Annotated in this window: 17 protein-coding genes; 7 read left to right on the top strand and 10 right to left on the bottom strand. The window is 67.1% G+C overall.

The window, feature by feature from the left end; genetic code table 11:
• The first annotated feature begins 50 nt into the window (after positions 1–50).
• Complete coding sequence (gene ercA / locus IB274_RS05605; RefSeq protein ID WP_192431057.1) at positions 51–1,214, top strand: alcohol dehydrogenase-like regulatory protein ErcA; 1,164 nt, start codon at positions 51–53, stop codon at positions 1,212–1,214.
• Positions 1,198–2,892, top strand: coding sequence for a NahK/ErcS family hybrid sensor histidine kinase/response regulator (locus tag IB274_RS05610; protein WP_192431058.1), 1,695 nt, complete (start codon positions 1,198–1,200; stop codon positions 2,890–2,892). The genes ercA and IB274_RS05610 overlap by 17 nt, the downstream gene beginning before the upstream one ends.
• 10 nt (positions 2,893–2,902) lie before the next feature.
• Here the strand turns inward: IB274_RS05610 and IB274_RS05615 are convergent, their stop codons facing one another.
• A complete protein-coding gene (locus IB274_RS05615) occupies positions 2,903–5,428 on the bottom strand; it encodes an ATP-binding protein (protein ID WP_192431059.1) in 2,526 nt (841 codons plus the stop codon).
• Positions 5,429–5,718: 290 nt separating this feature from the next.
• On the opposite strand from IB274_RS05615, the gene IB274_RS05620 reads away from it, so the two are divergent.
• The 5 genes from IB274_RS05620 (at position 5,719) to putA (ending at position 15,977) form a co-directional block, all read left to right on the top strand.
• Positions 5,719–9,195 carry a response regulator gene (locus tag IB274_RS05620; RefSeq protein WP_192431060.1) on the top strand — a complete coding sequence of 1,159 codons (3,477 nt, stop codon included), beginning with the start codon at positions 5,719–5,721 and terminating at the stop codon, positions 9,193–9,195.
• Between the two features lies 1 nt (position 9,196).
• The gene (locus tag IB274_RS05625) at positions 9,197–10,015 is read left to right on the top strand and encodes a CheR family methyltransferase (RefSeq protein WP_054910236.1); all 819 of its coding nucleotides are present in this window, start codon (positions 9,197–9,199) and stop codon (positions 10,013–10,015) included.
• Positions 10,012–10,599, top strand: coding sequence for a chemotaxis protein CheB (locus IB274_RS05630; protein WP_192431061.1), 588 nt, complete (start codon positions 10,012–10,014; stop codon positions 10,597–10,599). The genes IB274_RS05625 and IB274_RS05630 overlap by 4 nt, the downstream gene beginning before the upstream one ends.
• On the top strand, positions 10,589–11,752 hold the full coding sequence (locus IB274_RS05635) for a hybrid sensor histidine kinase/response regulator (protein WP_192431062.1): 1,164 nt from the start codon (positions 10,589–10,591) through the stop codon (positions 11,750–11,752). Before IB274_RS05630 ends, IB274_RS05635 begins: the two co-directional genes overlap by 11 nt.
• A gap of 286 nt (positions 11,753–12,038) precedes the next feature.
• A complete protein-coding gene (putA, locus tag IB274_RS05640) occupies positions 12,039–15,977 on the top strand; it encodes a trifunctional transcriptional regulator/proline dehydrogenase/L-glutamate gamma-semialdehyde dehydrogenase (protein ID WP_192431063.1) in 3,939 nt (1,312 codons plus the stop codon).
• Between the two features lie 198 nt (positions 15,978–16,175).
• Here the strand turns inward: putA and IB274_RS05645 are convergent, their stop codons facing one another.
• Genes IB274_RS05645 through IB274_RS05685 form a run of 9 tightly spaced genes read right to left on the bottom strand, consistent with a single transcriptional unit; the run spans position 16,176 to position 23,427 of the window.
• A complete protein-coding gene (locus tag IB274_RS05645; protein ID WP_192431064.1) occupies positions 16,176–17,021 on the bottom strand; it encodes an ABC transporter ATP-binding protein in 846 nt (281 codons plus the stop codon).
• 5 nt (positions 17,022–17,026) lie between these two features.
• On the bottom strand, positions 17,027–17,857 hold the full coding sequence (locus IB274_RS05650) for an ABC transporter permease (RefSeq protein ID WP_192431065.1): 831 nt from the start codon (positions 17,855–17,857) through the stop codon (positions 17,027–17,029).
• The gene (locus tag IB274_RS05655; protein WP_192431066.1) at positions 17,854–18,621 is read right to left on the bottom strand and encodes a hypothetical protein; all 768 of its coding nucleotides are present in this window, start codon (positions 18,619–18,621) and stop codon (positions 17,854–17,856) included. The genes IB274_RS05650 and IB274_RS05655 overlap by 4 nt, the downstream gene beginning before the upstream one ends.
• Complete coding sequence (locus IB274_RS05660) at positions 18,609–19,247, bottom strand: isochorismatase family cysteine hydrolase (protein WP_318652852.1); 639 nt, start codon at positions 19,245–19,247, stop codon at positions 18,609–18,611. Before IB274_RS05660 ends, IB274_RS05655 begins: the two co-directional genes overlap by 13 nt.
• Positions 19,244–20,008, bottom strand: coding sequence for a creatininase (locus IB274_RS05665; RefSeq protein ID WP_192431067.1), 765 nt, complete (start codon positions 20,006–20,008; stop codon positions 19,244–19,246). The genes IB274_RS05660 and IB274_RS05665 overlap by 4 nt, the downstream gene beginning before the upstream one ends.
• Entirely contained in the window at positions 20,005–20,880 is an 876-nt protein-coding gene (locus IB274_RS05670; protein ID WP_192431068.1) for a DMT family transporter, read from the bottom strand. Before IB274_RS05670 ends, IB274_RS05665 begins: the two co-directional genes overlap by 4 nt.
• Positions 20,880–21,629, bottom strand: coding sequence for an SDR family NAD(P)-dependent oxidoreductase (locus IB274_RS05675; RefSeq protein WP_192431069.1), 750 nt, complete (start codon positions 21,627–21,629; stop codon positions 20,880–20,882). Before IB274_RS05675 ends, IB274_RS05670 begins: the two co-directional genes overlap by 1 nt.
• Entirely contained in the window at positions 21,629–22,402 is a 774-nt protein-coding gene (locus IB274_RS05680; protein WP_192431070.1) for an SDR family NAD(P)-dependent oxidoreductase, read from the bottom strand. Before IB274_RS05680 ends, IB274_RS05675 begins: the two co-directional genes overlap by 1 nt.
• Positions 22,403–22,404: 2 nt before the next feature.
• Positions 22,405–23,427, bottom strand: a complete 1,023-nt coding sequence (locus tag IB274_RS05685) for a fatty acid desaturase family protein (protein ID WP_192431071.1) — start codon at positions 23,425–23,427, stop codon at positions 22,405–22,407.
• Positions 23,428–23,431: the final 4 nt, after the last annotated feature.

The following is a 23,431-nucleotide window of genomic DNA, read 5'->3' on the forward strand; positions in this document are numbered from 1 at the left end:
ATGCAGTAGGCTGCCGGAAATATCCCATAACAATAACGACAGAGCCCCCGATGTCCCACGAGCTCAGCCAGCTGCGCAAATTCGTCTCGCCAGAGATCATTTTCGGTGCCGGATGCCGGCACAATGTCGCCAATTACGTGAAAACCTTCGGCGCCCGCAAGGTCCTGGTCGTGTCTGATCCCGGTGTAGTAGCCGCCGGCTGGGTTGCCGATATCGAGGCCAGCCTGGCCGCCCAGGACATTTCCTTCTGCCGTTACACCGATGTGTCGCCCAACCCGCGCGTGGAAGAAGTCATGCGCGGCGCCGACGTCTACCGCAGCGAAGGCTGCAACGTGATAGTCGCGGTCGGCGGCGGCAGTCCGATGGACTGCGCCAAGGGCATTGGCATCGTCGCCGCCCACGGCCGCAATATCCTCGAGTTCGAGGGCGTGGACACCCTGCGCGTGCCCAGTCCGCCGCTGATCCTGATCCCCACCACCGCCGGCACCTCGGCCGACGTCTCGCAGTTCGTGATCATCTCCAACCAGGACGAACGGATGAAGTTCTCCATCGTCAGCAAGGCGGTGGTTCCCGACGTGTCGCTGATCGACCCGGAAACCACCCTGACCATGGACCCGTTCCTTTCCGCCTGCACCGGCATCGACGCGCTGGTGCACGCCATCGAGGCCTTCGTTTCCACCGGCCACGGCCCTCTCACCGACCCTCACGCGCTGGAGGCCATGCGGCTGATCAACGGCAACCTGGTGCAGATGATCGCCAATCCGGCGGACATCGCCCTGCGCGAGAAGATCATGCTGGGCAGCATGCAGGCCGGGCTGGCCTTCTCCAACGCGATCCTTGGCGCGGTGCATGCCATGTCCCACAGCCTGGGCGGCTACCTCGACCTGCCGCACGGGCTGTGCAACGCCGTGTTGGTGGAGCACGTGGTGGCCTTCAACTACAGCGCGGCACCCGAGCGCTTCAAGGTGATCGCCGAGACCTTCGGCATCGACTGCCGTGGCATGAACCATGCGCAGATCCGCCAGCGCCTGGTGGAACACCTGATTGCCCTGAAGAACGCCGTGGGCTTCCACGAAAGCCTCGGCTTGCATGGCGTGGGCAGTTCCGACATTCCATTCCTCTCGCGCCACGCGATGCAGGACCCGTGCATCCTCACCAACCCTCGCGAGTCCAGCCAGCGCGACGTCGAGGTGGTATATGGCGAGGCCCTCTGACGAGCAGCAGCAACAGGCCCTGGCCGGGCTGCTCGGGCTGGGCAGCCATTCCGCGCGCAAGAGCCACTACCCCGAGCTGGTGGCGCGTCTGGACGAGCTGGAAGCCGAGCGCAACCGCTACAAATGGCTGTTCGAGCACGCCGTCCACGGCATCTTCCAGGCCAGCCTGAGCCAGGGCCTGCGCGCCGCGAATCCGGCGCTGGCGCGGATGCTCGGCTACGACGATCCGCAACAGGTGTTGTGGAACCTGCAGGACATGGCCAGCCAGCTGTTCGTCGGCGGCGAGGCGGAGATGCGCCGCATCCGCGCGTTGCTGCGCGAGCGCGACGGCCTGTTCGGCTACGAGACGCGCCTGCGCCGCCGCGATGGCAGTCACGTCATCGTCCTCATGAACCTGCTGATCAAGCCTGATGAAGAAGGCCTGGTGGAAGGCTTCGTCGCCGACATCACCGAACGCGTTCAGGCCCAGCAGCGCCTGCAGAGCCTGAACGAAGAACTGGAGCAGCGCGTCGCCGAACGTACCCGCGAGCTGGAAGGGTTGAACCAGCAACTGCGCGAGGCCCGCGACGCCGCCGAGGCCGCCAACAACAGCAAGGACAAGTACCTGGCGGCCGCCAGTCACGACTTGCTGCAACCGCTGAATGCCGCGCGCCTGCTGGTTTCTACCCTGCGTGAGCGCAAGCTGCCGAATGCCGAGCAGGTGCTGGTGGAGCGCACGCACCAGGCGCTGGAGGGCGCCGAGGACCTGCTCACCGACCTGCTGGAAATCGCTCGCCTGGACCAGAGCGCAATCCGCCCGGACCTGGAGGTGTACCCGCTGGACGAACTGCTCGGCCCGCTGGTCTCGGAGTTCGACGAAGTGGCCCGCGCCGCCGGGCTTCGCCTGCGCTCACGGATTCCCTCACTGGCAGTGCGCACCGATCACCGCCTGCTGTCACGCATCCTGCGCAACTTCCTCAGCAATGCCTGCCGCTACACCGAGCGCGGCAGCGTGATGCTTGGTGCGCGCCGGCGCGGCGAGAACGTCAGGCTGGAAGTCTGGGACACCGGGCGCGGGATTCCGGCGGACCAGCTGGAAGCCATCTTCCTCGAGTTCAACCAGCTCGACGCCGGCCGCGCGTCCAATCGCCGGGGCGTCGGGCTGGGGCTGGCGATCGTCGACCGCATCGCCGGAATCCTCGGTTGCCGGGTGCAGGTGCGCTCGGCGCCGGGGCGTGGTTCTGTGTTTTCCCTCGAGGTGCCGCTGGTGCGCGACCTGCCGCAGCAAGCGTTGGCGGAAAACGGCCCGCGCCCGGTGACCGGCGACCCGCTGCCGGGCCGGCGCCTGTTGGTGATCGACAACGAGGAAGCGATCCTTGCCAGCATGGCGGCGCTACTTGGGCAATGGGGCTGCGAGGTACTGGTGGCGACCAGCTATGAGGAAGCGCTGCAGGCGCTGGACGGCAAGGCGCCGGAGGTGATCCTGGCCGACTACCACCTCGACCTTGGTCGCACGGGTTGCGAGGCGGTTCGCGGGCTGCGCGAGTATTTCCGCCGCGAGCTGCCGGCGCTGATGATCACTGCCGACCGCAGCGACGACTGCCGTCGCGCCCTGCAGCGGCTGGGGATGCCGCTGCTGAACAAACCGGTGAAGCCGGGCAAGCTGCGCGCGGCGCTGAGTGTGCTGCTGACCCATTGAGGGGGAGCGGTCAGTCGTCCTTGCGCCCGAGCATGCCGTTGACCTTGTCGCGCAGCGCGTCGATGGAGAAGGGCTTGGCGATCATCGACATGCGCGTGGCCAGCTCGCTGCCATCGATACGGACGATTTCGGCGAAGCCAGTGGCGAACAGGATCGGCAGTTCCGGCCGGGCTTCCCTGGCGGCCACTGCCAGTTCCTCGCCGTTCATACCCGGCAGGCCGACATCGGTGAGCAGCAGATGGATCGTGGTGTCTCCCTGCAGGATCGGCAGAGCCTCCTCCGCGTCCTCGGCTTGCAGCACCTGGTAGCCGATCTCCTCCAGCACTTCCACGGTGAGCATGCGCACCAGGTCGTTGTCCTCGACGACAAGGACGCACAGTTGCTGCCTGGCGGGTTGGTTGGGGGGGGTAGGGGTGTCGGGAATGCTGACCACTGAGTTGCCTCTCGGGAAATAGAGTGTGACGCAAGTGCCCTGGCCGGGCTCGCTGCGCAGGCGGATGTGCCCGCCGGATTGTTTGATGAAGCCGTAGACCATCGACAGGCCCAGCCCGCTGTTGGGGCCGATGCCCTTGGTGGTGAAGAAGGGGTCGAAGACGTGGGTCAGGGTGGTCTCGCTCATGCCCTGGCCGTTGTCCTGCAGAGAGAGAGCGAGGTAGTCGCCGGCCGGCAGGTCACGCTCGCTGCTGACGATCTCCTGGTGCTGCAGCCTGATCTCCAGGCGGCCGCCGCCGGGCATGGCGTCGCGGGCGTTTTCTACTAGGTGAAGTATGGCCTTGTGCAACTGGTCGCGGTCGGTCAGTACGCTCTGCGCGTCGTCCAGGGCAAGCGTCACGGCGACGTCCGGGCCGGCGCGTTCGGCCAGCTCGTCGTGCCAGTCGCGCAATTGCTGGGCAAGGTCCACCGGGTGCATGGCCAGCGCCTGGCGCCGGGCGAAGGCGAGCAGGTTGTGGGTCAGCTCGGCGGCGCGCTCGGTGGCCTGGGTGGCGGCCTGGAGGATATGGCTCAGCTCTGGCTGGGCGTTGGCCGGTGCGCGGCGGGTGATCAGGTCGAGGCTGAAGCGGATGCTCGCCAGCAGGTTGTTGAAGTCGTGGGCGATGCCGCCGGTGAGCTGGCCGACGGCTTCCATGCGCTGGGCATTGGCGAGGGCGGACTGCGCCTGCTCCAATAGCTCGGCGGCGCGCTTCTGTTCGCTGATATCGCGGCCGCAACCGTAGATCAAGCCGTTCTCCTCGGTGGCGTGCCAGGAAATCCAGCGATAGCTGCCGTCGGCGTGGCGCATGCGGTTTTCGAAGTGCTGCAGGCGCTCGCCGCGGGCGAGGGTGGCACGGGTGTCGATGCTCGGCCTCAGGTCGTCCGGGTGCACCAGCTCTTCGCTGTTGCGGCCGCTGAGCTGTTCCTCGCTCCAGCCCAGCAGGTTGCCCCAGGCCGGGTTGAAGCTGCGCAGCACGCCCCGGTGATCGAGCACGCAAAGCAGGTCCTGGCTGACCGCCCAGACGCGGTCGCGCTCCAGGGTGCGCTGGCGGGCTTCTTCCTGCACAGCCTCTTTAAGCTGGCGCTCCTGTGTGCGAAGGCTGGCGGAGGCCAGGGCATGGCCGAGCAAGGTGGCCAGTTCGTTGAAAAAGGTCGCGTAATTCTCGTCCAGGCGTCGGCGCGGGCTGATGCCGAATACTGCCAGGCTGTCGGCATGGCCTTCCAGCGGGGTGGCGTACGTGCTGTCGAGCACCTCCGGCCAGGGCGCGAAGGCGCGCATGTACTGGCTGCCCAGAGGGGACTGGTGGGCTTTCTTGAGACCGTTGAACAGGTGCAACGGGTCATCGTCCGCGCTCAGCTGCGCCGGCGCAAAGCGGTCGCTGGCATCGGTACCACAGGCGCCGAGCAGGATGCCGGCGTGGTAGAGCAGGCAGAAGGGCACGTCGTGGCTGGCTTCGGCGAGCAGGGCGAAGGCCTGGGCGCAGATTTGCGCGCTGTCGTCAGCCTGCCCGAGGCGTTCCGCCATGCGTGTCAGCAGGTGCTGGCGGCGTTGCTGGATGACGTTGCCGGTGGTCTCCACGGCGGTGTTGAACAGGCCGATGGGCTTGCCGTCCTGGCCGAAGATCGGGCTGACGTTGTAGGTGAAGTAGGCTTCCTCGACGTAGCCGAAGCGCACCATGGGCAGCAGGCGGTCTTCCTCGTGGGCGGCCACGCCGGTCTGCAGGATGCCGTTGTACATGGGGTCGAGAATCGACCAGATCTCCGACCAGGCGATGTGTGCCGGCTGGCCCAGGCAGGCTGGATGCTTGTCGCCGGGAATGACGCTCCAGGCGTCGTTGTACAGCAGGATGAACTCCGGGCCCCAGTAGATGCAAACCGGCAGGCGCGAGTTGAGGCCAACTTCGAGGATGCCCTTGAGTGTGACCGGCCATTGCTCTATCGGGCCGAGCGAGGTGGTCGCCCAGTCGTACTGGCGGATCAGCGGCGCCATGGCGCTACTGCTGTTGAGGAAGTCGCCCTGGCCCTGCACTGGTGAAAGGGAGGTATCCCCTGGGGAGCTTGGCATCGAGCAAACCCTGCGACCGATCGGTCTTTTATGTCTTGTCGAACGTTGGAAAGGCGCGCCGACAGATAATTCCACTTTTCTCCGGCCCAGGCCGTGAAAAGTTCGAACGTCCCACAAGAGTGGCTGTCAATTCGCCAGTCGGTGTGTAGCCTACAACGCTTGGCGGTATTATTTCTGCCGTTTTAAGAACGTTCTTACAATAACTTCAAATACTTACCTGGCTTCTGTCGCGATCTCCGTCATTCCGGCGGGGGGCCTCCAGGGAAGAAAGACCATCAGGGAATCCGTAGATGAACCAGAAAGCCATCGCCGACGAAAGCGCCTTCCGCCGCATCCTCGCGCGCAACATGGCGCTGCCGCTGGGCATCTGCCTGTTGGGTGCGGTGCTGTTCATCGGCCTGATCCTGTACATGCTTGACGTGCTGGGCTGGGTTGAGCACACCGATCGGGTGATCTCCAGCGCCAACGAGATGCAGCGCCTGAGCGTGGACCAGGAAAGCGGCCTGCGTGGCTTCCTGATCACCGGCGATCCGCGCTTCCTCGAACCGCTGGAGCAGGCGCGCCCGCGCATCAACTCCGGACTCAAGAGTCTCTCCGAGCTGGTAGCGGACAACCCTCCGCAGGTCGAGCGCGTGGGCCGCCTGACCTCGATGCAGGACGAGTGGATGACCTTCGCCCAGCAGATGATCGAGCAGCGTCGTCAGGGCCAGGACACCTCCGACGCCATAAAGGCCGGGCGCGGCAAGAGCATGATGGATGCCATCCGGGGCCAGTACTCCTCGCTGATCAACACTGAGCAGCAGTTGCGCCATGACCGAAACCAGTTCGCCTCCAGCTTGTCCGTGGGGGTGATCGTCCTCTATCTGGTCTTCAGCATCGTGGTCGGTACGCTGCTCGCGTATTTCGGCCGCCGGCAATTGGTCAGCCTGTCCGAGTCCTATGCCGAATCCCTGCGTCGTCAGGAGCAGCATAACGAAACGCTGGCGCGCCAGGCCTGGTTGCGCGATGGCCAGAGCCGCCTTGGCGAGCAGTTGATCGGCCAGCAATCGCTGTCGGCTCTGGGGCGCAGCCTGATGGAATTCCTCGGTGCGTTCGTTGCTTCCCCGGTGGGCGCGCTTTATGTGCGCGATGATCGGGGCGGCCTGCGCCTATCCGGCACCTTCGGCTTCGCCGCCAGTGCGCTGGGCGAGGACTACTTCGCCCCGGATGAAAGCCTCACCGCCCAGGCTGCCCGTCAGCGCAAGCTGCGCGTGGTCGACGGCCTGCCGCCGGATTACCTGAAGGTCAACTCGGCGCTGGGCAACGGCCAGCCGGTGAGCGTGGCGCTGCTGCCGCTGCTCAACGATGGCGGCGTGGTAGGCGTGCTGGAGCTGGGCTTTCTGCGCCAGCTGGAGGAACGCGACCAGGCCTTCCTGCAGAATGTCGCCGAAACGCTCGGCAGCGCGATTGCCGCCGCCCAGTACCGCCAGCGCCAACAGGACCTGCTGGCGGAGACCCAGCAGCTCAACGAAGAACTGCAGGTGCAGCAGGAGGAGCTGAAGACCGCCAACGAGGAGCTGGAGGAGCAGTCGCGGGTACTCAAGGAGTCCCAGGCGCATCTCGAGGCCCAGCAGGCGGAACTGGAGCAGACCAACGAGCGCCTCGCCGAGCAGGCCCAGGAACTGGCCGCCCAGCGCGACGATCTCGACGGCAAGAACACCGAGCTGAACCAGGCGCGCCTGGACCTGCAGGGACGCGCTGACGAGCTGCAGCGGGCCAGCCGCTACAAGTCCGAGTTCCTCGCCAACATGTCCCACGAGCTGCGCACGCCGCTCAACAGCTCGCTGATCCTCGCGCGCCTGCTGGCGGACAACGAGCAGGGCAATCTCGATGACGAGCAGGTCAAGTTCGCCGAGTCGATCTACGGCGCCGGCAACGACCTGCTCAACCTGATCAACGACATCCTCGACATCTCCAAGGTCGAGGCCGGAAAGCTGGAAGTGCGCCCGGAGAACGCCAGCGTACGTCGCCTGGTGGAAGCGGTGGAAGGACTGTTCCGCCCGCAGGCCGACAATAAGGGCCTGCGCTTCGTCGCCGAAGTCGCCGAGGACGCCCCCGCGCTGCTGTTCAGCGACCGCCAGCGGGTCGAGCAGATCCTCAAGAACCTGCTGTCCAACGCCTTCAAGTTCACCGACAGCGGGGAAGTCACCCTGCGCGTGAGCGCCGCGCCCGAGGGACTGCGCTTCGATGTTCGCGACAGCGGCATTGGTATCGCCGAAGACCAGCTGCAGCGCATCTTCGAAGCCTTCCAGCAGGCCGATGGTGCCACCAACCGCCGCTACGGCGGCACCGGCCTGGGTCTGTCGATTTCCCGCGACCTCGCGCACCTGCTGGGCGGCAGCATTATCGTCAGCAGCGAGCCGGGCAAGGGCAGCGTGTTCAGTTTGCTGCTACCGCTGAACTACCAGGCGCCCGCGGAGGACCAGGTGGTCAGCGCGCCCGCGCCGATTGTTGCGATTGCCCCGGCCGCCGCTGAACCCCCGGTGGTGCGTGCGCCGGCTGCCGCGGCTTTCGCCGATGACCGCGAACAGCTCAACGTCGGCCAACGCTGCGTGCTGGTGGTGGAAGACGAGCCGAAGTTCGCTCGCATCCTCTATGACCTGGCCCGCGAGCTGGGTTACCGCTGCCTGGTGGCCATGGGGGCCGAGGAAGGCCTGCGCCTGGCCGACGAGCACGGTCCGGACGCCATCCTGCTGGACATGCACCTGCCCGACGAATCCGGCCTTGCCGTCCTGGAGCGCCTGAAGGCCAATCCGCGCACCCGCCATGTGCCGGTGCACGTGGTCTCCGTGGAGGATCGCAGCGAAGCGGCCCTGCACCTGGGTGCCATCGGCTATGCCTTGAAACCCACCACCCGCGAGCAGCTGCGCGAGGTGTTCGGCAAGCTCGAAGCCAAGCTGACCCAGGAGGTCAAGCGCATCCTGCTGGTCGAGGATGACCCGCTGCAGCGCGACAGCGTAGCGCGCCTGATCGGTGACGATGACGTTGAGATCACCGCCGTGGAGCAGGGCGAACAGGCCCTGGAACTGCTGCGGCAGAACATCTACGACTGCATGATCATCGACCTCAAGCTGCCGGACATGCAGGGCAACGAACTGCTGCGGCGCATGGGCGAGGAGGATATCTGCTCGTTCCCGCCGGTGATCGTCTACACCGGCCGCAACCTCACCCGCGACGAAGAAGCCGAGCTGCTCAAGTACTCGCGCTCGATCATCATCAAGGGCGCGCGCTCGCCCGAGCGTCTGCTCGACGAGGTGACGCTGTTCCTGCACAAGGTCGAGTCGCAGCTCTCCAGCGAACGCCAGCGCATGCTGCGCACCTCGCGCAACCGCGACCGGGCTTTCGAGGAACGGCGCATCCTGCTGGTGGACGACGACGTGCGCAACATCTTCGCCCTCACCAGCGCCCTGGAACACAAGGGCGCCCGAGTGGAAGTCGCGCGTAACGGCCGCGAAGCCCTGGAGAAGCTCGACGAGGTCGGCGATATCGACCTGGTGCTGATGGACGTGATGATGCCGGAGATGGACGGCTACGAGGCGACCCGCCTGATCCGCCAGGACGCGCGCTGGAAGAAGCTGCCGATCCTCGCGGTGACCGCCAAGGCGATGAAGGACGACCACGAGCTGTGCCTGCGCGCCGGCGCAAACGACTACCTGGCCAAGCCCATCGACCTCGACCGCCTGTTCTCCCTGATCCGTGTATGGCTACCCAAGCTGGAGCGCATCTGACATGCCTGATCGCAGCCAGGACATCGAGCTGCGCCTCCTGATCGAGGCGATCTACCTGAAGTACAGCTACGACTTCCGCGACTACTCCGGCACTTCGCTCAAGCGCCGCGTGCTGCATGCCACCAAGCTGTTCGAGTGCCGCAGCATCTCGGCCCTGCAGGAGCGAATCCTGCACGATCCGCACGCCTTCCATGAGCTGCTGCAGTACCTCACCATCTCGGTGAGCGAGCTGTTCCGCGACCCCAGCTACTTCCTCGCGTTGCGCCAGGAAGTGGTGCCGGTTCTGCGCACCTATCCGTCGCTGCGCCTGTGGGTGGCTGGCTGCAGTACCGGCGAAGAAGTGCATTCGCTGGCCATCCTGTTGCATGAAGAAGGCCTGCTCGAACGCACGCTGATCTACGCTACCGACATCAATCCGCGCTCGCTGGAGCAGGCGCGGCGCGGCATCTATGCGGTGGACGACCTGGCCCAGGCCAGCGAGAACTACCGTGCCGCCGGCGGCAAGGGTTCGCTTTCGGACTACTACACGGCGGCCTACGACGGGGCGCTGTTCGACAAGATGCTGCGCGCCAATGTGACCTTCGCCGACCACAGTCTGGCTACCGACAGCGTGTTCTCCGAGACGCACCTGATCTCCTGCCGCAACGTGCTCATCTACTTCAACCGCCAGCTGCAGAACCGTGCCATCGGTCTGTTTCACGAGTCGCTGTGCCACCGGGGCTTCCTTGGTCTGGGCAGCAAGGAAAGCCTGGACTTCACCGACTTCGCCTCGGAGTTCGAGGTGGTGAATCGCCGTGAACGAGTGTTCCGCAAACGATGAGCGCGCAACGGAAGGTCCAGGCCGTGGTCATCGGCGCCTCCGCGGGCGGCGTGGACGCGCTGTTCCAGCTGTTCGGCGGATTGCCGGCGGACTTCGCTTTGCCCATGGTGGCGGTGCTGCACCTGCCGGAAAACCACGAGAGCCAGTTGGTCGACCTGTTCGCCCGGCGCCTGGCGATCCCCGTGGAGGAGGCCCGCGACAAGGCGCCGGTGGAGGCGGGCAGGCTGTATTTCGCCGCTGCCGGTTACCACCTGTCCATCGAGCAGGAGCGCACCTTCGCCCTTAGCCGCGAGGCACCACGGAATTTCTCCCGGCCGTCGATCGATATCCTTTTCGACTCGGCGTCCGACGCCTACCGCGAGGGGCTGGCGGGCATCCTGCTCACGGGCGCCAACCAGGACGGCGCCGAGGGGCTGGCGCGCATCCACCGCCGGGGCGGGCTGAGTATCGTCCAGGACCCGGCCGAAGCCGCCGTGTCCACCATGCCGGAGGCGGCTATTGCGCTGCACGCCCCGGACTACATTCTTCCGCTGCGTGAGATTCACGCGCTCCTGACCCGAATGGGTACCCAACATGCTGCGTAACCAGGGAAGCAAACTGCTGATCGTCGACGACCTGCCGGAGAACCTGCTGGCGCTGGAGGCGTTGATCAAGGGCGAAGGGCGCGAGGTGTTCAAGGCGTCCTCGGCGGACGAGGCGCTGTCGCTACTGCTGGAGCACGAATTCGCCCTGGCGCTGCTGGACGTGCAGATGCCGGGCATGGACGGTTTCGCCCTGGCCGAGCTGATGCGCGGCACCGAGCGCACCAGGAACATCCCCATCGTCTTCGTGACAGCCGCCGGGCGCGAGCTGAACTATGCCTTCAAGGGCTACGAGAGCGGCGCGGTGGACTTCCTCTACAAGCCGCTGGACAACCACGCGGTGCGCAGCAAGGTGAATGTCTTCGTCGACCTCTACCGTCAGCGCAAGGTGTTGGAACAGGCGCGCGCCGAGCAGGACGCGCTGCTCGCCGAGCTGCGCGAGACCCAGGTCGAGTTGCAGCGCGCGGTGAAGATGCGCGACGACTTCATGTCCATCGTCTCCCACGAACTGCGCACGCCGCTCAATGGCCTGATGCTGGATACCCAGTTGCGCCGGCTGCACCTGTCCAAGGGCAAGCTGGAACACTTCACTCAGGCCCGCCTGGGCGTGCTGTTCGAGCGCGACGAACGCCAGCTCACCGGTTTGAATCGGTTGATCGAGGACATGCTCGACGTCTCGCGCATCCGCACCGGCAAGCTGTCGATCCGCCCGGAGCCGGCCAACCTGGCCGATATCGCCCGCCGCGTATTGAGCAACTTCGCCGTGCAGGCCCAGGCGGCTGGCTGCGAATTGAGCCTGGAGGCGCCCGAAGTGGTGGAGGGTGTGTGGGATGCCTATCGCCTGGAGCAGGTGATCAGCAACCTGGTCAGTAACGCCCTGCGTTACGGCCCCGGCCGGCCCGTGGAAGTCACCGTCGCGGTGGCGGATGGCCGCGCCAAACTCTGCGTGCGCGACCATGGTGACGGCATCAGTGTTGAGGAGCAGCGGCGCATCTTCCAGCAGTTCGAGCGTGGGGCCGGCGCGGCTCGCGTCGCCGGACTGGGCTTGGGCCTGTACATCTCCGAGCAGATCGTCCAGGCCCACGGCGGCAGTATCGAGGTGCGTAGCCAGCCGGGGCAAGGCGCGGCGTTCAGTCTTTATCTGCCGCTGGACTGACTCCTGCCGAGCGACTCCGGCAGAATCCGGGTTGCACCTTTTCCACCTCTGGCACGAACACTGCTTTCTTCCTGCCGTCCGGCCGACCCGTATGGGTTGCAGCCGGGCGCGCCCGTGGCCGTGCTCCGTTTGGTAGCGCCGTGTGTGGGAAATGTCACCGGTTGCACCGGTTTTGCGCGTACGACCAAAGGCTTGTTTTTATTGGGTTGCACCTGGTTGCACCTTGCGATTCGGCGGTATAACCTTGCGCCGTTTTCAGGCACACCTTCTAACAACAGGAAGCCCCATGGCCACCACCACCCTTGGCGTGAAGCTCGACGACGCCACCCGCGAGCGCCTCAAGCTGGCTGCCCAGCAACTCGACCGTACCCCGCACTGGCTGATCAAGCAGGCCATCTTCTCCTACCTGGAGCAGGTGGAAGGCGGTCTGACCCCGGCCGAGCAATCCGGCCTGGCGGCCGCAGCGGGCGAAGAGTCGCTGGATGCGCTGAACGAACAAGGGTTGCAGGTCTTCCTCGATTTCGCCGAAAGCATCCTGCCGCAGTCCGTGCTGCGCGCGGCCATCACCGCCGCCTACCGCCGCCCGGAAACCGAGGCGCTGCCGATGCTGCTGGACCTGGCCCGCCTGCCGAAAGAGCAGGCCGCCGCGGCCAGCAAGATGGCGCTGGGCATCGCCGAAAAGCTGCGCAACCAGAAGAACGCCGGTGGCCGCCAGGGCCTGGTGCAGGGCCTGCTGCAGGAGTTCTCCCTGTCGTCTCAGGAAGGCGTGGCGCTGATGTGCCTGGCTGAGGCGCTGCTGCGCATCCCGGACAAGGCCACCCGTGACGCGCTGATCCGCGACAAGATCAGCAACGGCAACTGGAGCCAGCACCTGGGCCAAAGCCCGTCGATGTTCGTCAACGCGGCCTCCTGGGGCCTGCTGATCACCGGCAAGCTGGTGGCGACCCACACCGAAGCCGGCATGTCCTCGTCGCTCAACCGCATCATCGGCAAGTCCGGCGAGCCGCTGATCCGCAAGGGCGTGGACATGGCCATGCGCCTGATGGGCGAGCAGTTCGTCACCGGCGAAACCATTGCCGAGGCCCTGGCCAATGCGGCGAACATGGAATCCCGCGGCTTCCGCTACTCCTACGACATGCTCGGCGAAGCCGCGCTGACCGAGGAGGACGCCAAGCGCTACCTGGCCTCCTACGAGCAGGCGATCCATGCCATCGGCAAGGCTTCCCATGGTCGTGGCATCTACGAAGGCCCGGGCATCTCGATCAAGCTTTCCGCGCTGCACCCGCGCTACAGCCGCGCGCAGTACGACCGCGTGATGGACGAGCTGTACCCGACCGTGCTCGGCCTGGTGAAGATGGCCCGTGACTATGACATCGGCATCAACATCGACGCCGAGGAAGCCGACCGCCTGGAAATCTCCCTCGACCTGCTCGAGCGCCTGTGCTTCGAGCCGTCGCTGGCCGGCTGGAACGGCATCGGCTTCGTCATCCAGGCCTACCAGAAGCGCTGCCCTTACGTGATCGATTACGTGATCGACCTGGCCAAGCGCAGCCGTCACCGCCTGATGATCCGCCTGGTGAAGGGCGCCTACTGGGACAGCGAGATCAAGCTGGCCCAGGTCAACGGCCTGGAAGGCTACCCGGTCTACACCCGCAAACCGTACACCGATGTTTCCTACCTGGCCTGTGCGCGCAAGCTGCTGGCGGTGCCGGAATCCATCTACCCGCAGTTCGCCACCCACAACGCCCACTCGCTGTCGGCCATCTACCAGCTGGCCGGGCAGAACTACTACCCGGGCCAGTACGAGTTCCAGTGCCTGCACGGCATGGGCGAGCCGCTGTACGAGCAGGTGGTGGGCAAGGTCGCCGACGGCAAGTTCAACCGTCCGTGCCGCATCTACGCCCCGGTGGGCAGTCATGAAACCCTGCTGGCGTATCTCGTTCGCCGCCTGCTGGAAAACGGCGCCAACACCTCCTTCGTCAACCGCATCGCCGACCACAGCATCTCCCTCCAGGACCTGGTGCTCGACCCGGTGCTGCAGGTCGAGCAGATGGCCGCGCAGGAAGGCACCCTGGGCCTGCCGCACCCGCGCATCCCGCTGCCGCGCGACCTCTATGGCGACAGTCGCCTTAACTCCGCCGGCATCGACCTGGCCAACGAACACCGCCTGGGTTCGCTGTCCTCGGCGCTGCTGTCGAGCACCAACCACGCCTACGTCGCCGAGCCGATGCTGGGCCTGGCCGACGCCGCGCCGGGCGAGCCGCAGCCGGTGCGCAACCCGGCTGACCACCGCGACGTGGTAGGTCATGTGCGTGAAGCCAGCGAAGCCGACGTGAACAACGCCATCCTTGGCGCGCTGTCCAGCGCGCAGATCTGGCAGTCGACCCAGCCGGCCGAGCGCGGCGCGATCCTGCAGCGCGCCGCCGACCTGATGGAAGCCGAGATCCAGTCGCTGATGGGCGTGCTGGTGCGTGAATCGGGCAAGACTTTCGCCAACGCCATCGCCGAAGTGCGCGAGGCGGTGGACTTCCTGCGCTACTACGGCGCCCAGGCCAGCACCCACTTCGCCAACGACAGCCACCGCCCGCTGGGCCCGGTGGTCTGCATCAGCCCGTGGAACTTCCCGCTGGCGATCTTCAGCGGCCAGGTAGCCGCTGCGCTGGCCGCCGGCAACACCGTGCTGGCCAAGCCCGCCGAGCAAACTCCGCTGATCGCCGCGCAAGCCGTGCGCATCCTGCTGGAAGCCGGCGTGCCCGCTGGCGCCGTGCAACTGCTGCCGGGCCGTGGTGAAACCGTCGGCGCCCGCCTGGTAGGCGACGAACGCGTGCGTGGCGTGATGTTCACCGGTTCCACTGAAGTGGCCGGCATCCTCCAGCGCAACATCGCCGGCCGCCTCGACGCCCAGGGCCGTACCATCCCGCTGATCGCCGAAACCGGCGGTCTCAACGCGATGATCGTCGACTCCTCGGCCCTGGCCGAGCAGGTGGTGGTCGACGTGGTCAACTCCGCCTTCGACAGCGCCGGCCAGCGCTGCTCCGCGCTGCGCGTGCTGTGCGTGCAGGAAGATGCCGCCGACCGCGTGGTGCAGATGCTCAAGGGTGCCATGGCCGAGTACCGCGTCGGTGCGCCGGAGCGCCTGCACACCGACATCGGTCCGGTGATCGACGAGGAAGCCAAGGCCAACATCGACAAGCACATCCAGACCATGCGCGACAAAGGCCGCAAGGTGTTCCAGAGCGCCCGACTGGATGCCGAGGAAATCAAGCGCGGCACCTTCGTTGTGCCGACCCTGATCGAGCTGGACAGCTTCAGCGAACTCAAGCGCGAAATCTTCGGCCCGGTGCTGCACGTGGTGCGCTACCAGCGCTCTGAACTGGACCAGCTGCTCGCGCAGATCAACGAATCCGGCTACGGCCTGACCCTGGGCGTGCATACCCGCATCGATGAGACCATCGCCCAGGTCGTCGGCACCGCCCATGTCGGCAACCTCTACGTCAACCGCAACGTGGTTGGCGCGGTGGTCGGCGTGCAGCCCTTCGGTGGCGAGGGCCTGTCCGGCACCGGTCCGAAGGCCGGCGGCCCGCTGTACCTGTACCGCCTGCTGTCGACCCGCCCGCAGGATGCGGTGGCCAGCCAGCTCAAGGGCGACGGTGCCCAGGCGCTGCCGCGTCCGAAGGATGCCCAGCAGGCCGTGGACGCGCTGACCAAGTGGGCAGGGCAGAAAGACGCCGCCCTGGCCACTCTGCTCGGCGGCTACGGCGAACTCGCGCAGAGCTTCACCCAGCAGGTGCTGACTGGCCCGACCGGCGAGCGCAACACCTACACCCTGCTGCCGCGCGAGCACGTGCTGTGCCTGGCGGAAGACCGCGCCGACCTGCTGGCGCAGCTGGCTGCGGTGCTCAGCGTTGGCAGCCGCCCGCTGGTGGCCGAGTCCAACGCCGCCGTGGTCAAGGAACTGCCGAAGGAAGTCGCCCAGCGCATCGAGCTGGTCGCCGACTGGAGCGCGACCGACAAGGTGTTCGACGCGATCCTGCACCACGGCGATTCGGACCAGCTGCGCGCAGTCTGCGAACAGGCGAGCCAGCGCAAGGGCGCCATCGTCGGCGTCACCGGGCTGAACCGCGGGGAAACCGACATCCCGCTGGAACGCCTGCTGATCGAGCGCGCGCTGAGCGTCAACACCGCCGCTGCCGGCGGCAACGCCAGCCTGATGACCATCGGCTGACGACGATGCCGGAAGCGCCTCACCGGGCGCTTCCGGCCAGCTTCAAGGCCGCCACCGCGACCACCGGCCTGCCAGCCCCCGGGCGGAGCTACCCGCTCCCGGCAGGTCGTTTCCCTCGCGCTTCCTGCGCAATCCGTCTCGGGCCACGCCCGGTACAACGGCGGGGCTATCCGCTCCGCCGATTCCCTTTTCTCTGGTTCAGACCGGCGCCGCAGTGCGGGTCAGCTGCTCCAGCAACTCCAGGTCGGTGCTCATGCCCGAGGTCTCGCGGATGCGTGCGAGGATTTCCTTCTTCAGGGCGATGAATTCCGGGGCCATCTTCATGTCCTGATTGCGCTCGGCCGGCAGCGGCACTTCGTAGACGCTGTCGATGCGTCCGGGGCGCGGCGCCATCAACACCACGCGGCCGCCCAGGTAGATCGCCTCGTCGACATCGTGGGTGACGAACAGGATGGTGCTGTTCTCCAGGCGGTGCACGTGGCGGATCAGGTCGTGCATCACCTCGCGGGTCTGCGCGTCCAGCGCGCCGAAGGGTTCGTCCATCAGCAGGATCTGCGGCTTGGGCATCAGCGCGCGGGCGATCGCCACGCGTTGCTGCATGCCGCCGGAAAGCTGGCTGGGGTAGGCCTGGGCGAAAGCCGACAGGCCCATCAGGTTGAGTAGCGCATCGGCGCGGCCGCTGGCGACTTCCACGTCGGCGTCGCCGCGCACGGTGTCGGACACCACCTTGAGCCGGCGGCAGAACTTGATGTTCTCCATCACCCGCAGCCAGGGGTAGAGACTGTAGTGCTGGAAGACCATGGCGCGGTCGATGCCGGGGCCGTCCACGGCACGGCCATCGACGAGGATGTCGCCGCCGCTGTGGCGCTCCAGCCCGCCGATGCTGCGCAACAGGGTGGACTTGCCGCAACCCGAGGCGCCGACGAAGGTGACGAACTCATTGGCGCGAATCTCCAGGTTCACATCCTGCAGAGCCTGTACGTGCCGACCCTGGCTGCTGAAGACCTTGTCGACGTGGCGGATGGCGATCTTGTTCTGGCTCATCAGGCTTACCTCTTCATCCAGGGGAAGGCGACCCGGCCGAGCCAGCGGAATGCCTGGTCGGTGAGCAGGCCGATGACGCCGATCAGCAGGATGCCAGCGAAGATTTTGTCGGTCTGCATGTAGCGCTGGGCGCGCAGGATGGCGTAGCCCAGGCCGGAGTTGGCGGCGACCAGTTCGGCCACCACCAGGTAGGTCCAGGCCCAGCCGCAGGTGATGCGCAGGGTGTCCAGCAGCGCCGGGCGCGCCGAGGGCAGCACCACCAGACGGATGGTCTCTGCGCGGCTGGCGCCCATGGTCTGCGCCGCCTCGATCTGCGCCATGGGCACGCGGCGCACGTCCTCGGCGACCATCAGCACCATCTGGAAAAAGGTGCCGATGAAGATGATCAGCACCTTGGAGCCTTCGTCGATGCCGACCCAGAGCATCACCAGCGGGATGAAGGCCACCGCCGGCATGTAGCGGATGAAGTCGGTGAGCGGTTCGAGCAAGGCCTGCACCGGGCGGTAGGTACCGATGTACAGGCCCAGCGGCAGGGCGATCACCGCCGAGGCGAGGAAGCCGGTCATGACCCGGTAGACGCTGATGGCGATGTCGCCCACCAGCCCTTCGTCGGTCCACCAGTGGCCGATGCGTTTGAGCACGGCGTCCGGGCCGGGGAAGAACATCGGGTTGGCCAATCCGGCGGCGCTGTAGGCCCACCAGAGCAGCAATGGCAGCAGCAGGCCGGCGGCGGCCAGGGCCCAGACGGCGCTGCGCGGCAGCTCGCCACGGATCACCCACCAGCGCTGGCGGGCGGGCTGCGCGGCAGGGCGGGGCAGGGGCTGGTGGGCGGTCATGGCGTCACCTCCTCAGCGGGGAACAGGGGCAGCTCGCAGGCTTGCCAGCCATCGGTGGGCGGCGTGGCGCCCAGGCTGTTGAGCCAGTGGGCGTCGTGCAGCAACCCGGGGTGGTCGGGATCGGCTTTGGCGGGCAGCAGTCGTGCGCCGATGCGCGCGGGCAGGGTGCTCAGTTCGATGCGCCAGGGCGTAACACCGCCCTGATGACGGCCGAAGCTCAGTTCGAAATCCAGCAGCTCGAGGTTGTCGCTATCGAACAATGCGACAAGCGATGGCGCGCGCGGCAGCGGCAGGCGCCGCCCGGCGGCGAAGAGGAAGCAGTCGCCGGCCAGCAGCAGGCAACCCTGGCGGCCGTCGGCGCCCAGCAGCCAGGTGCCACGGTTGCGCCCGAGGGATTCGGGCAGGCGCTCCCAGACTTCGTGGTAGCTGCCGTCCAGGCCGTCTTCCAGCACCTTTTCGCTGTCGACGAAGTGCATGCGGCCGATGTCCTCGCCGCCATTGGGCGGCTGGAAGTCGATTGCGCGGTGCCACTGGCAGATATCGCCAGTGATCTCGGTGAGACCGGCAAATCCGGCCTGGGCGGCCAGTGCTTCCGGCTTATCGGGGGCCGGCAGCGGAATGCGCAGGTCGGCAAACAGACGCTCGGTCTGTAGCCAGTACACGCGGGTGCTGGTGTCATGCGTTCCGCCGGTGGTGGTCAGCAGGGTGCGCTGCCAGACACCGAGGTAGGCGGGCGGTACAGCGGAAGTGTTCAGGCCAGGCATGCGTTTTCCTCCCATTCGGCGAGCACGGAACGGCTTTCCAGTACGCGGCCGAACAACCCACCTTCCACTTCCACCATGGCCAGGGCGGCGGCGTGCAGCTCGGCGCTCGGCGAACCGCAGGCATCGCTGACCAGGGTGCAGGCGTAGCCCAGCTCCACCGCCGCGCGCTGGGTGGAAGAAACGCACACTTCGGTGGTCACCCCGCAGAGCACCAGGTGGCCGATGCCGCGCCGACGCAGCAGCAGGTCCAGGTCGGTGTAAGCGAAGGCGCTGTAGCCCGGTTTGTCGATCACCGGCTCGTCGGCCAGCGGGCGCAGTTCGTCGATCAGGTCGTGGCCATACTCGCCGCGCACCAGCAATCGCCCCAGCGGGCCGCGTGCGCCGATGGGCGCGCCGGCCTGTTCGGCACGGCGACGCTTGCTCTCGTGCAGGTCGGTCAGGTCGGGGCGGTGCCCTTCGCGGGTATGCACTACCAGCAGGCCCAGGGCACGGGCGCTGTCCAGCAGGCGCGAGATGGCCGGGATCGGCGCGCGCAGGCGGCCGATCTCCAGCCCGGCCTGGTCGGCATAGCCGCCGGGGGCACAGAAGTCGCGCTGCATGTCGATGACGATCAGGGCGACGCTCACAGCTCGAACTCCTTGCGTACCGCAGCGGCGATGCCTTTTACGATGTCCTTCGCCATGCGCAGGCCCTTGTCGGCGCTGGAACCGCGCGCTGAGGACAGCACGCCCGAAGGCGGCACCCACTCGGTGCGGCTGGGGTACATGTCGTAGGGCGGGAAGTCGGCCGGGCCGTCGTCGGGGATCAGGTCCAGGCGTACCAGGCTGGGTAGGTAGTGCAGCATCAGCGAGGTTTCGATCACTGCCGCGTGTTCCAGGGCGAAGCCGGGGAAGCCGTCGGGGAATACGTCGTTCAGCGTGGCTTCGCTGCAGAAGTCCCAGTGCTCCAGACGCATCACCTCCAGCGGGCTGGAAGACCCCAGCTCACGCAGCGCGAGCTGGATGCCCTCGGTGACGAACCACTGGTTCTCGTAGTGCCCGTCCACCAGCACCAGACGGGTGACTCCGTGGCGGGCGAACTCGCGTACGGCGTCGCGCACCAGGGCGATCAGGGTCTGCCCGTCGAGACTGGTGGTGCCGCAGAAGTGCTGGCCGCCACCGCACTTGGGTTGGGACTTGTAGCCGTAGGAGAGTGCGGGCGCCACCAGGCCGTCGATCTGGCGGGCGACGTCTTCGCACAGCGCACTGGCCAGCAGCGCATCGGTGCCCAGCGGCAGGTGCGGGCCGTGCTGCTCGGTGGCGCCGCAGGGCAGGAAGACCACGGGGGATTGCTCGCGCACCCGGCGCGCGTATTCGACCCAGCTGAGCTGGTCCATGCGGACAGTCATGATTCGGCCTCGCAGAGAGTGGGGGAAAGGTCAGGAGTAGGGCGCGCGGCGATCAGCGCCGCTGCCAGAACCAGAGAGCCGCCGAGCCATTCGCGCAGGCCTAGCTCGCGGTCGCCGAACCAGGCGGCGGTGAGCACGGCGACCAGCAGTTCGATCACCACCAGCACCGCGGCGCGGCTCGCCTCGACGTGGCTGAAGCCGTATTGCGCAGCGCCCATGGCGGCCAGCCAGAACAGGCCGAAGCCGGCCAGTTGTAGCCATTGGTGGGCGTCGAGGGCGGGCAGCGGTGTGCCTTGCAGCAGGCAGAACAGGCCGCCCAGCGTGGCGCTGCCGATGAAGCCGACCACCGCCTTGCTCGCCAGCGGCACCGCTTCAGCGGCGCGGGTGGCGAGGTTGTTGAGGGCGAAGGCGAAGCCGGCGGAGAGCGCCAGCCAGTCGCTGGCGGCCAGCGGGCGGAAGGTGTCGAGGCTGATGCCAAGGGTCAGGGCGATGCCGAGCATGGCCAGCGCCAGGGCGCCGAGCCGTGCAGGCGTCAGGCGTTCGCCGAACAGCAGCCGGCCGCCGAGCAGGCCCCAGACCGGCGCCAGGTAGAACAGCAGCATGGCGCGCACCACGTCGCCTTCGGACAGCGCCGCCACCAGCCCGGCCGTGGCCCAGCCGCCGAATACGCCGATTGCCAGCAGGGCGCCGCGCTGCGACCACCATTGCCGCCGCTGGCTCAGCACCAGCGGCACGGCCAGCGCGCAGAGCAGCCCGTAGGTGCAGAGCACCAGCGGCATGCCGGCCAGGCCCTGGCCGGCGAAGTGCGCCAGGGGCATCCAGCCCAGGCCCCAGATGGCGGCGCCCAGCAGCAGGACGATTTCCGCGCGCATCAGGCGCCCATCCAGGCGCCGCCATTGGCGCCGAGCACTTGCCCATGGAAGAAGCTCGCGCCGGGCGAGACGAGGAACAGAACCGCTGCGGCGATCTCCTCCGGCTGGCCGAGGCGGCCGGCGGGGATGGCGGTTTCGCGGGCGATCATCGCCTCGCTCATGTGCTCCACCGAGACCATCGGCGTCTCAACCGGGCCCGGCGCCACGCCGTTGATGCGGATGTGCGGGGCGAACTCCCGCGCCAGCGCCTTGGTCAGGCCGATCACTCCGGCCTTGGCGGTGCAGTACGCGGCATAGCGTTCGCGGCCGAGCTGGCCCAGCTCCGAGGCGATGTTGACGATGCTGCCGCTGCCGCGCGCCTGCATGTGCGTCAGGGCATGGCGACAGCAGCGGTAGACGGCGTGCAGGTCGACGCCCAGCAGCTTCACCCAGTCGTCCTCGCTGGTGTCGAGGAAGGGCTTTTCCAGGATGATCCCGGCGTTGTTCACCAGGATGTCCAACTCGCCTTCGGCGAGCACGCGGGCGAACATGTCGGCGACCTGTTCCGGCTCCGCGACGTCGGCCTGCACGGCATAGGCGCGGCCCCCGCTGGAAGCAATGCGTGCCACCAACGCGGTGGCCGCTTCCGGTTGATCGAGGTGGTTGATCCACACCTGCGCGCCGGCCTCCGCCAGCGCCAGGGCGATGGCCCGGCCAATGCCCTGGGTGGCGCCGGTGACCAGAGCGGTCTGTCCTGCGAGCGGTTTCATCAGTGCATCACCTCGCCGTGGCTGACCGACAATGCCTGGCCGGTCATGGCGGCGGCCAGCGGGCTGCCGAGGAACAGGAAGGTGCCAGCGAGATCGGCCGGCGTGAGCAGCTCCGGCACCGCCTGGGCGGCGAGGATCTGAGCCAGTTCGTCGTCCTCGCTGCGGCCGTTGGCTTGCGCCATTACCCGCAGCGAGCGCATGGCCGCTTCGGTAGCGATCCAGCCGGGGCACACGGCATTGACGCGGATGCGCCGTGGTCCCAGCTCCCACGCCAGCGAGCGGGTCAGGCCGATCACCGCGTGCTTGCTGGCGACATAGGCGGAGAAGCCCGGCACGCCCTTCAGGCCCCAGATCGACGCCTGGTTGATCACGCTGCTGCCGGCGTGCAGTTGCGGCAGCAGGGCGCGGGTGAGGCGCAGCATCGAGGCGACGTTGTTGTCCAGCAGCGCCTGCCAGCGCTGGTCGGTCTCGGCGTTGCCGCCTTCCAGCGGCGTGGCGTACTCGACGCCGGCGTTGTTGATCAGCACGTCCAGCGCAGCGCCCTGGCGGCTGTCGGCGAAGGCGGCGATGGCATCGCTGTCGCCCAGGTCGAGGGTGGTGCTGTGCACGTCGCACAGGGCCGCCAGCTCGTCCGTCACGCCTTGCAGCGCCTCGGCGTTGCGGTCGATTAGCTCCAGCGCCGCGCCCTGTTCGGCGAACGCCCGCGCCAGGCCCTTGCCGATGCCGCTGGCGGCGCCGCTGATGAGGACGCGTTTGCCCCGGTAGTCGATCATGCTCAGACCGCCGTCAGGAAGGAGACGCCCACGGCGCCGTAGAAGCCGTCGGCGCGGTCCTTGCCCGCCGGCGCGACCTCGCCGTAGTGGTCGTCCACAACGCGGCGCAGGCGGTGCTGGTGGAAGCCCTTGAACAGCAGGTGCATCGGCAGCACCTGGGCGTAGCCCTCGCCGTACAGTTCGTGGTGCAGCTTGCGCAGGCGGTACCAGGGCGCCACGGGTTTCTCGTGGTGCGCGTTGTGGTAGGCGAAGTTGAGCAGCAGCAGGTCGAGCACCGGCCAGCGCACCGAGACCACGTTGGAGTAGGTGTTCATCTGCTCGTAGGTGCGGTCGCGGGCCTTGTCGTCGGGAATCTTGCCGCCGTCCTCCAGTACCGCGAAGGCGTCGTAGGTGTGCTGGTAGGCGTCGGTGAACCGCAGCACGATGATCATCAGCGTCCACGCGACGAAGTAGAGCAGCAGCGCCTTGAGCGACACCGCCGCCACCAGGCCGAACAGCGCGCCGCGCACCAGCAGGGTCAGCGCCACGCGGCGGCGGTTGGCGCGGTGGCGCGGGTTATCGGTGATGAAGGGCAGCAGGATCACGTAGTAATGCATGATCAGCTCGATGGCCGGCACGTAGGCCCATTCGGCCGCAAGTACCAGGTTGCGCACCCAGCGCGGACTGCGGGCGAGGAAGACCTTGGTGTCGAAGGTGATCACGTCGGCGCGGTCGACGTGGTGGCGCATGTGCTTGCGGCGCAGGTCCTGGAAGCCCGCGTAGCAGCTGCCGCACAGCCAGCTGCAGGCCTCGCCGGCCCAGGTGTTGTGCTCGGGCCTGGCAAAGATGGTGCCATGGGCGAATTCGTGGATCAGGTACGCCGCGACGATCATCGCGTGGCCCAGCAGCAGGGTGCCGGCGGCATTGAGCAGCCAGCTATCGGCGAACAGCAGGGCGAAGCCGGCAGCGTAGCCACCGAAGGCATAGGCCAGGGCGAGGCTGTTGGGCAGCCGGCCATCGGCGTAGCGGTACAGGTACGCGGACATGAAG

The sequence above is a fragment of the Pseudomonas sp. PDM18 genome (genome assembly GCF_014852585.1).
In the GTDB taxonomy this organism is placed as follows: Bacteria; Pseudomonadota; Gammaproteobacteria; order Pseudomonadales; family Pseudomonadaceae; genus Pseudomonas.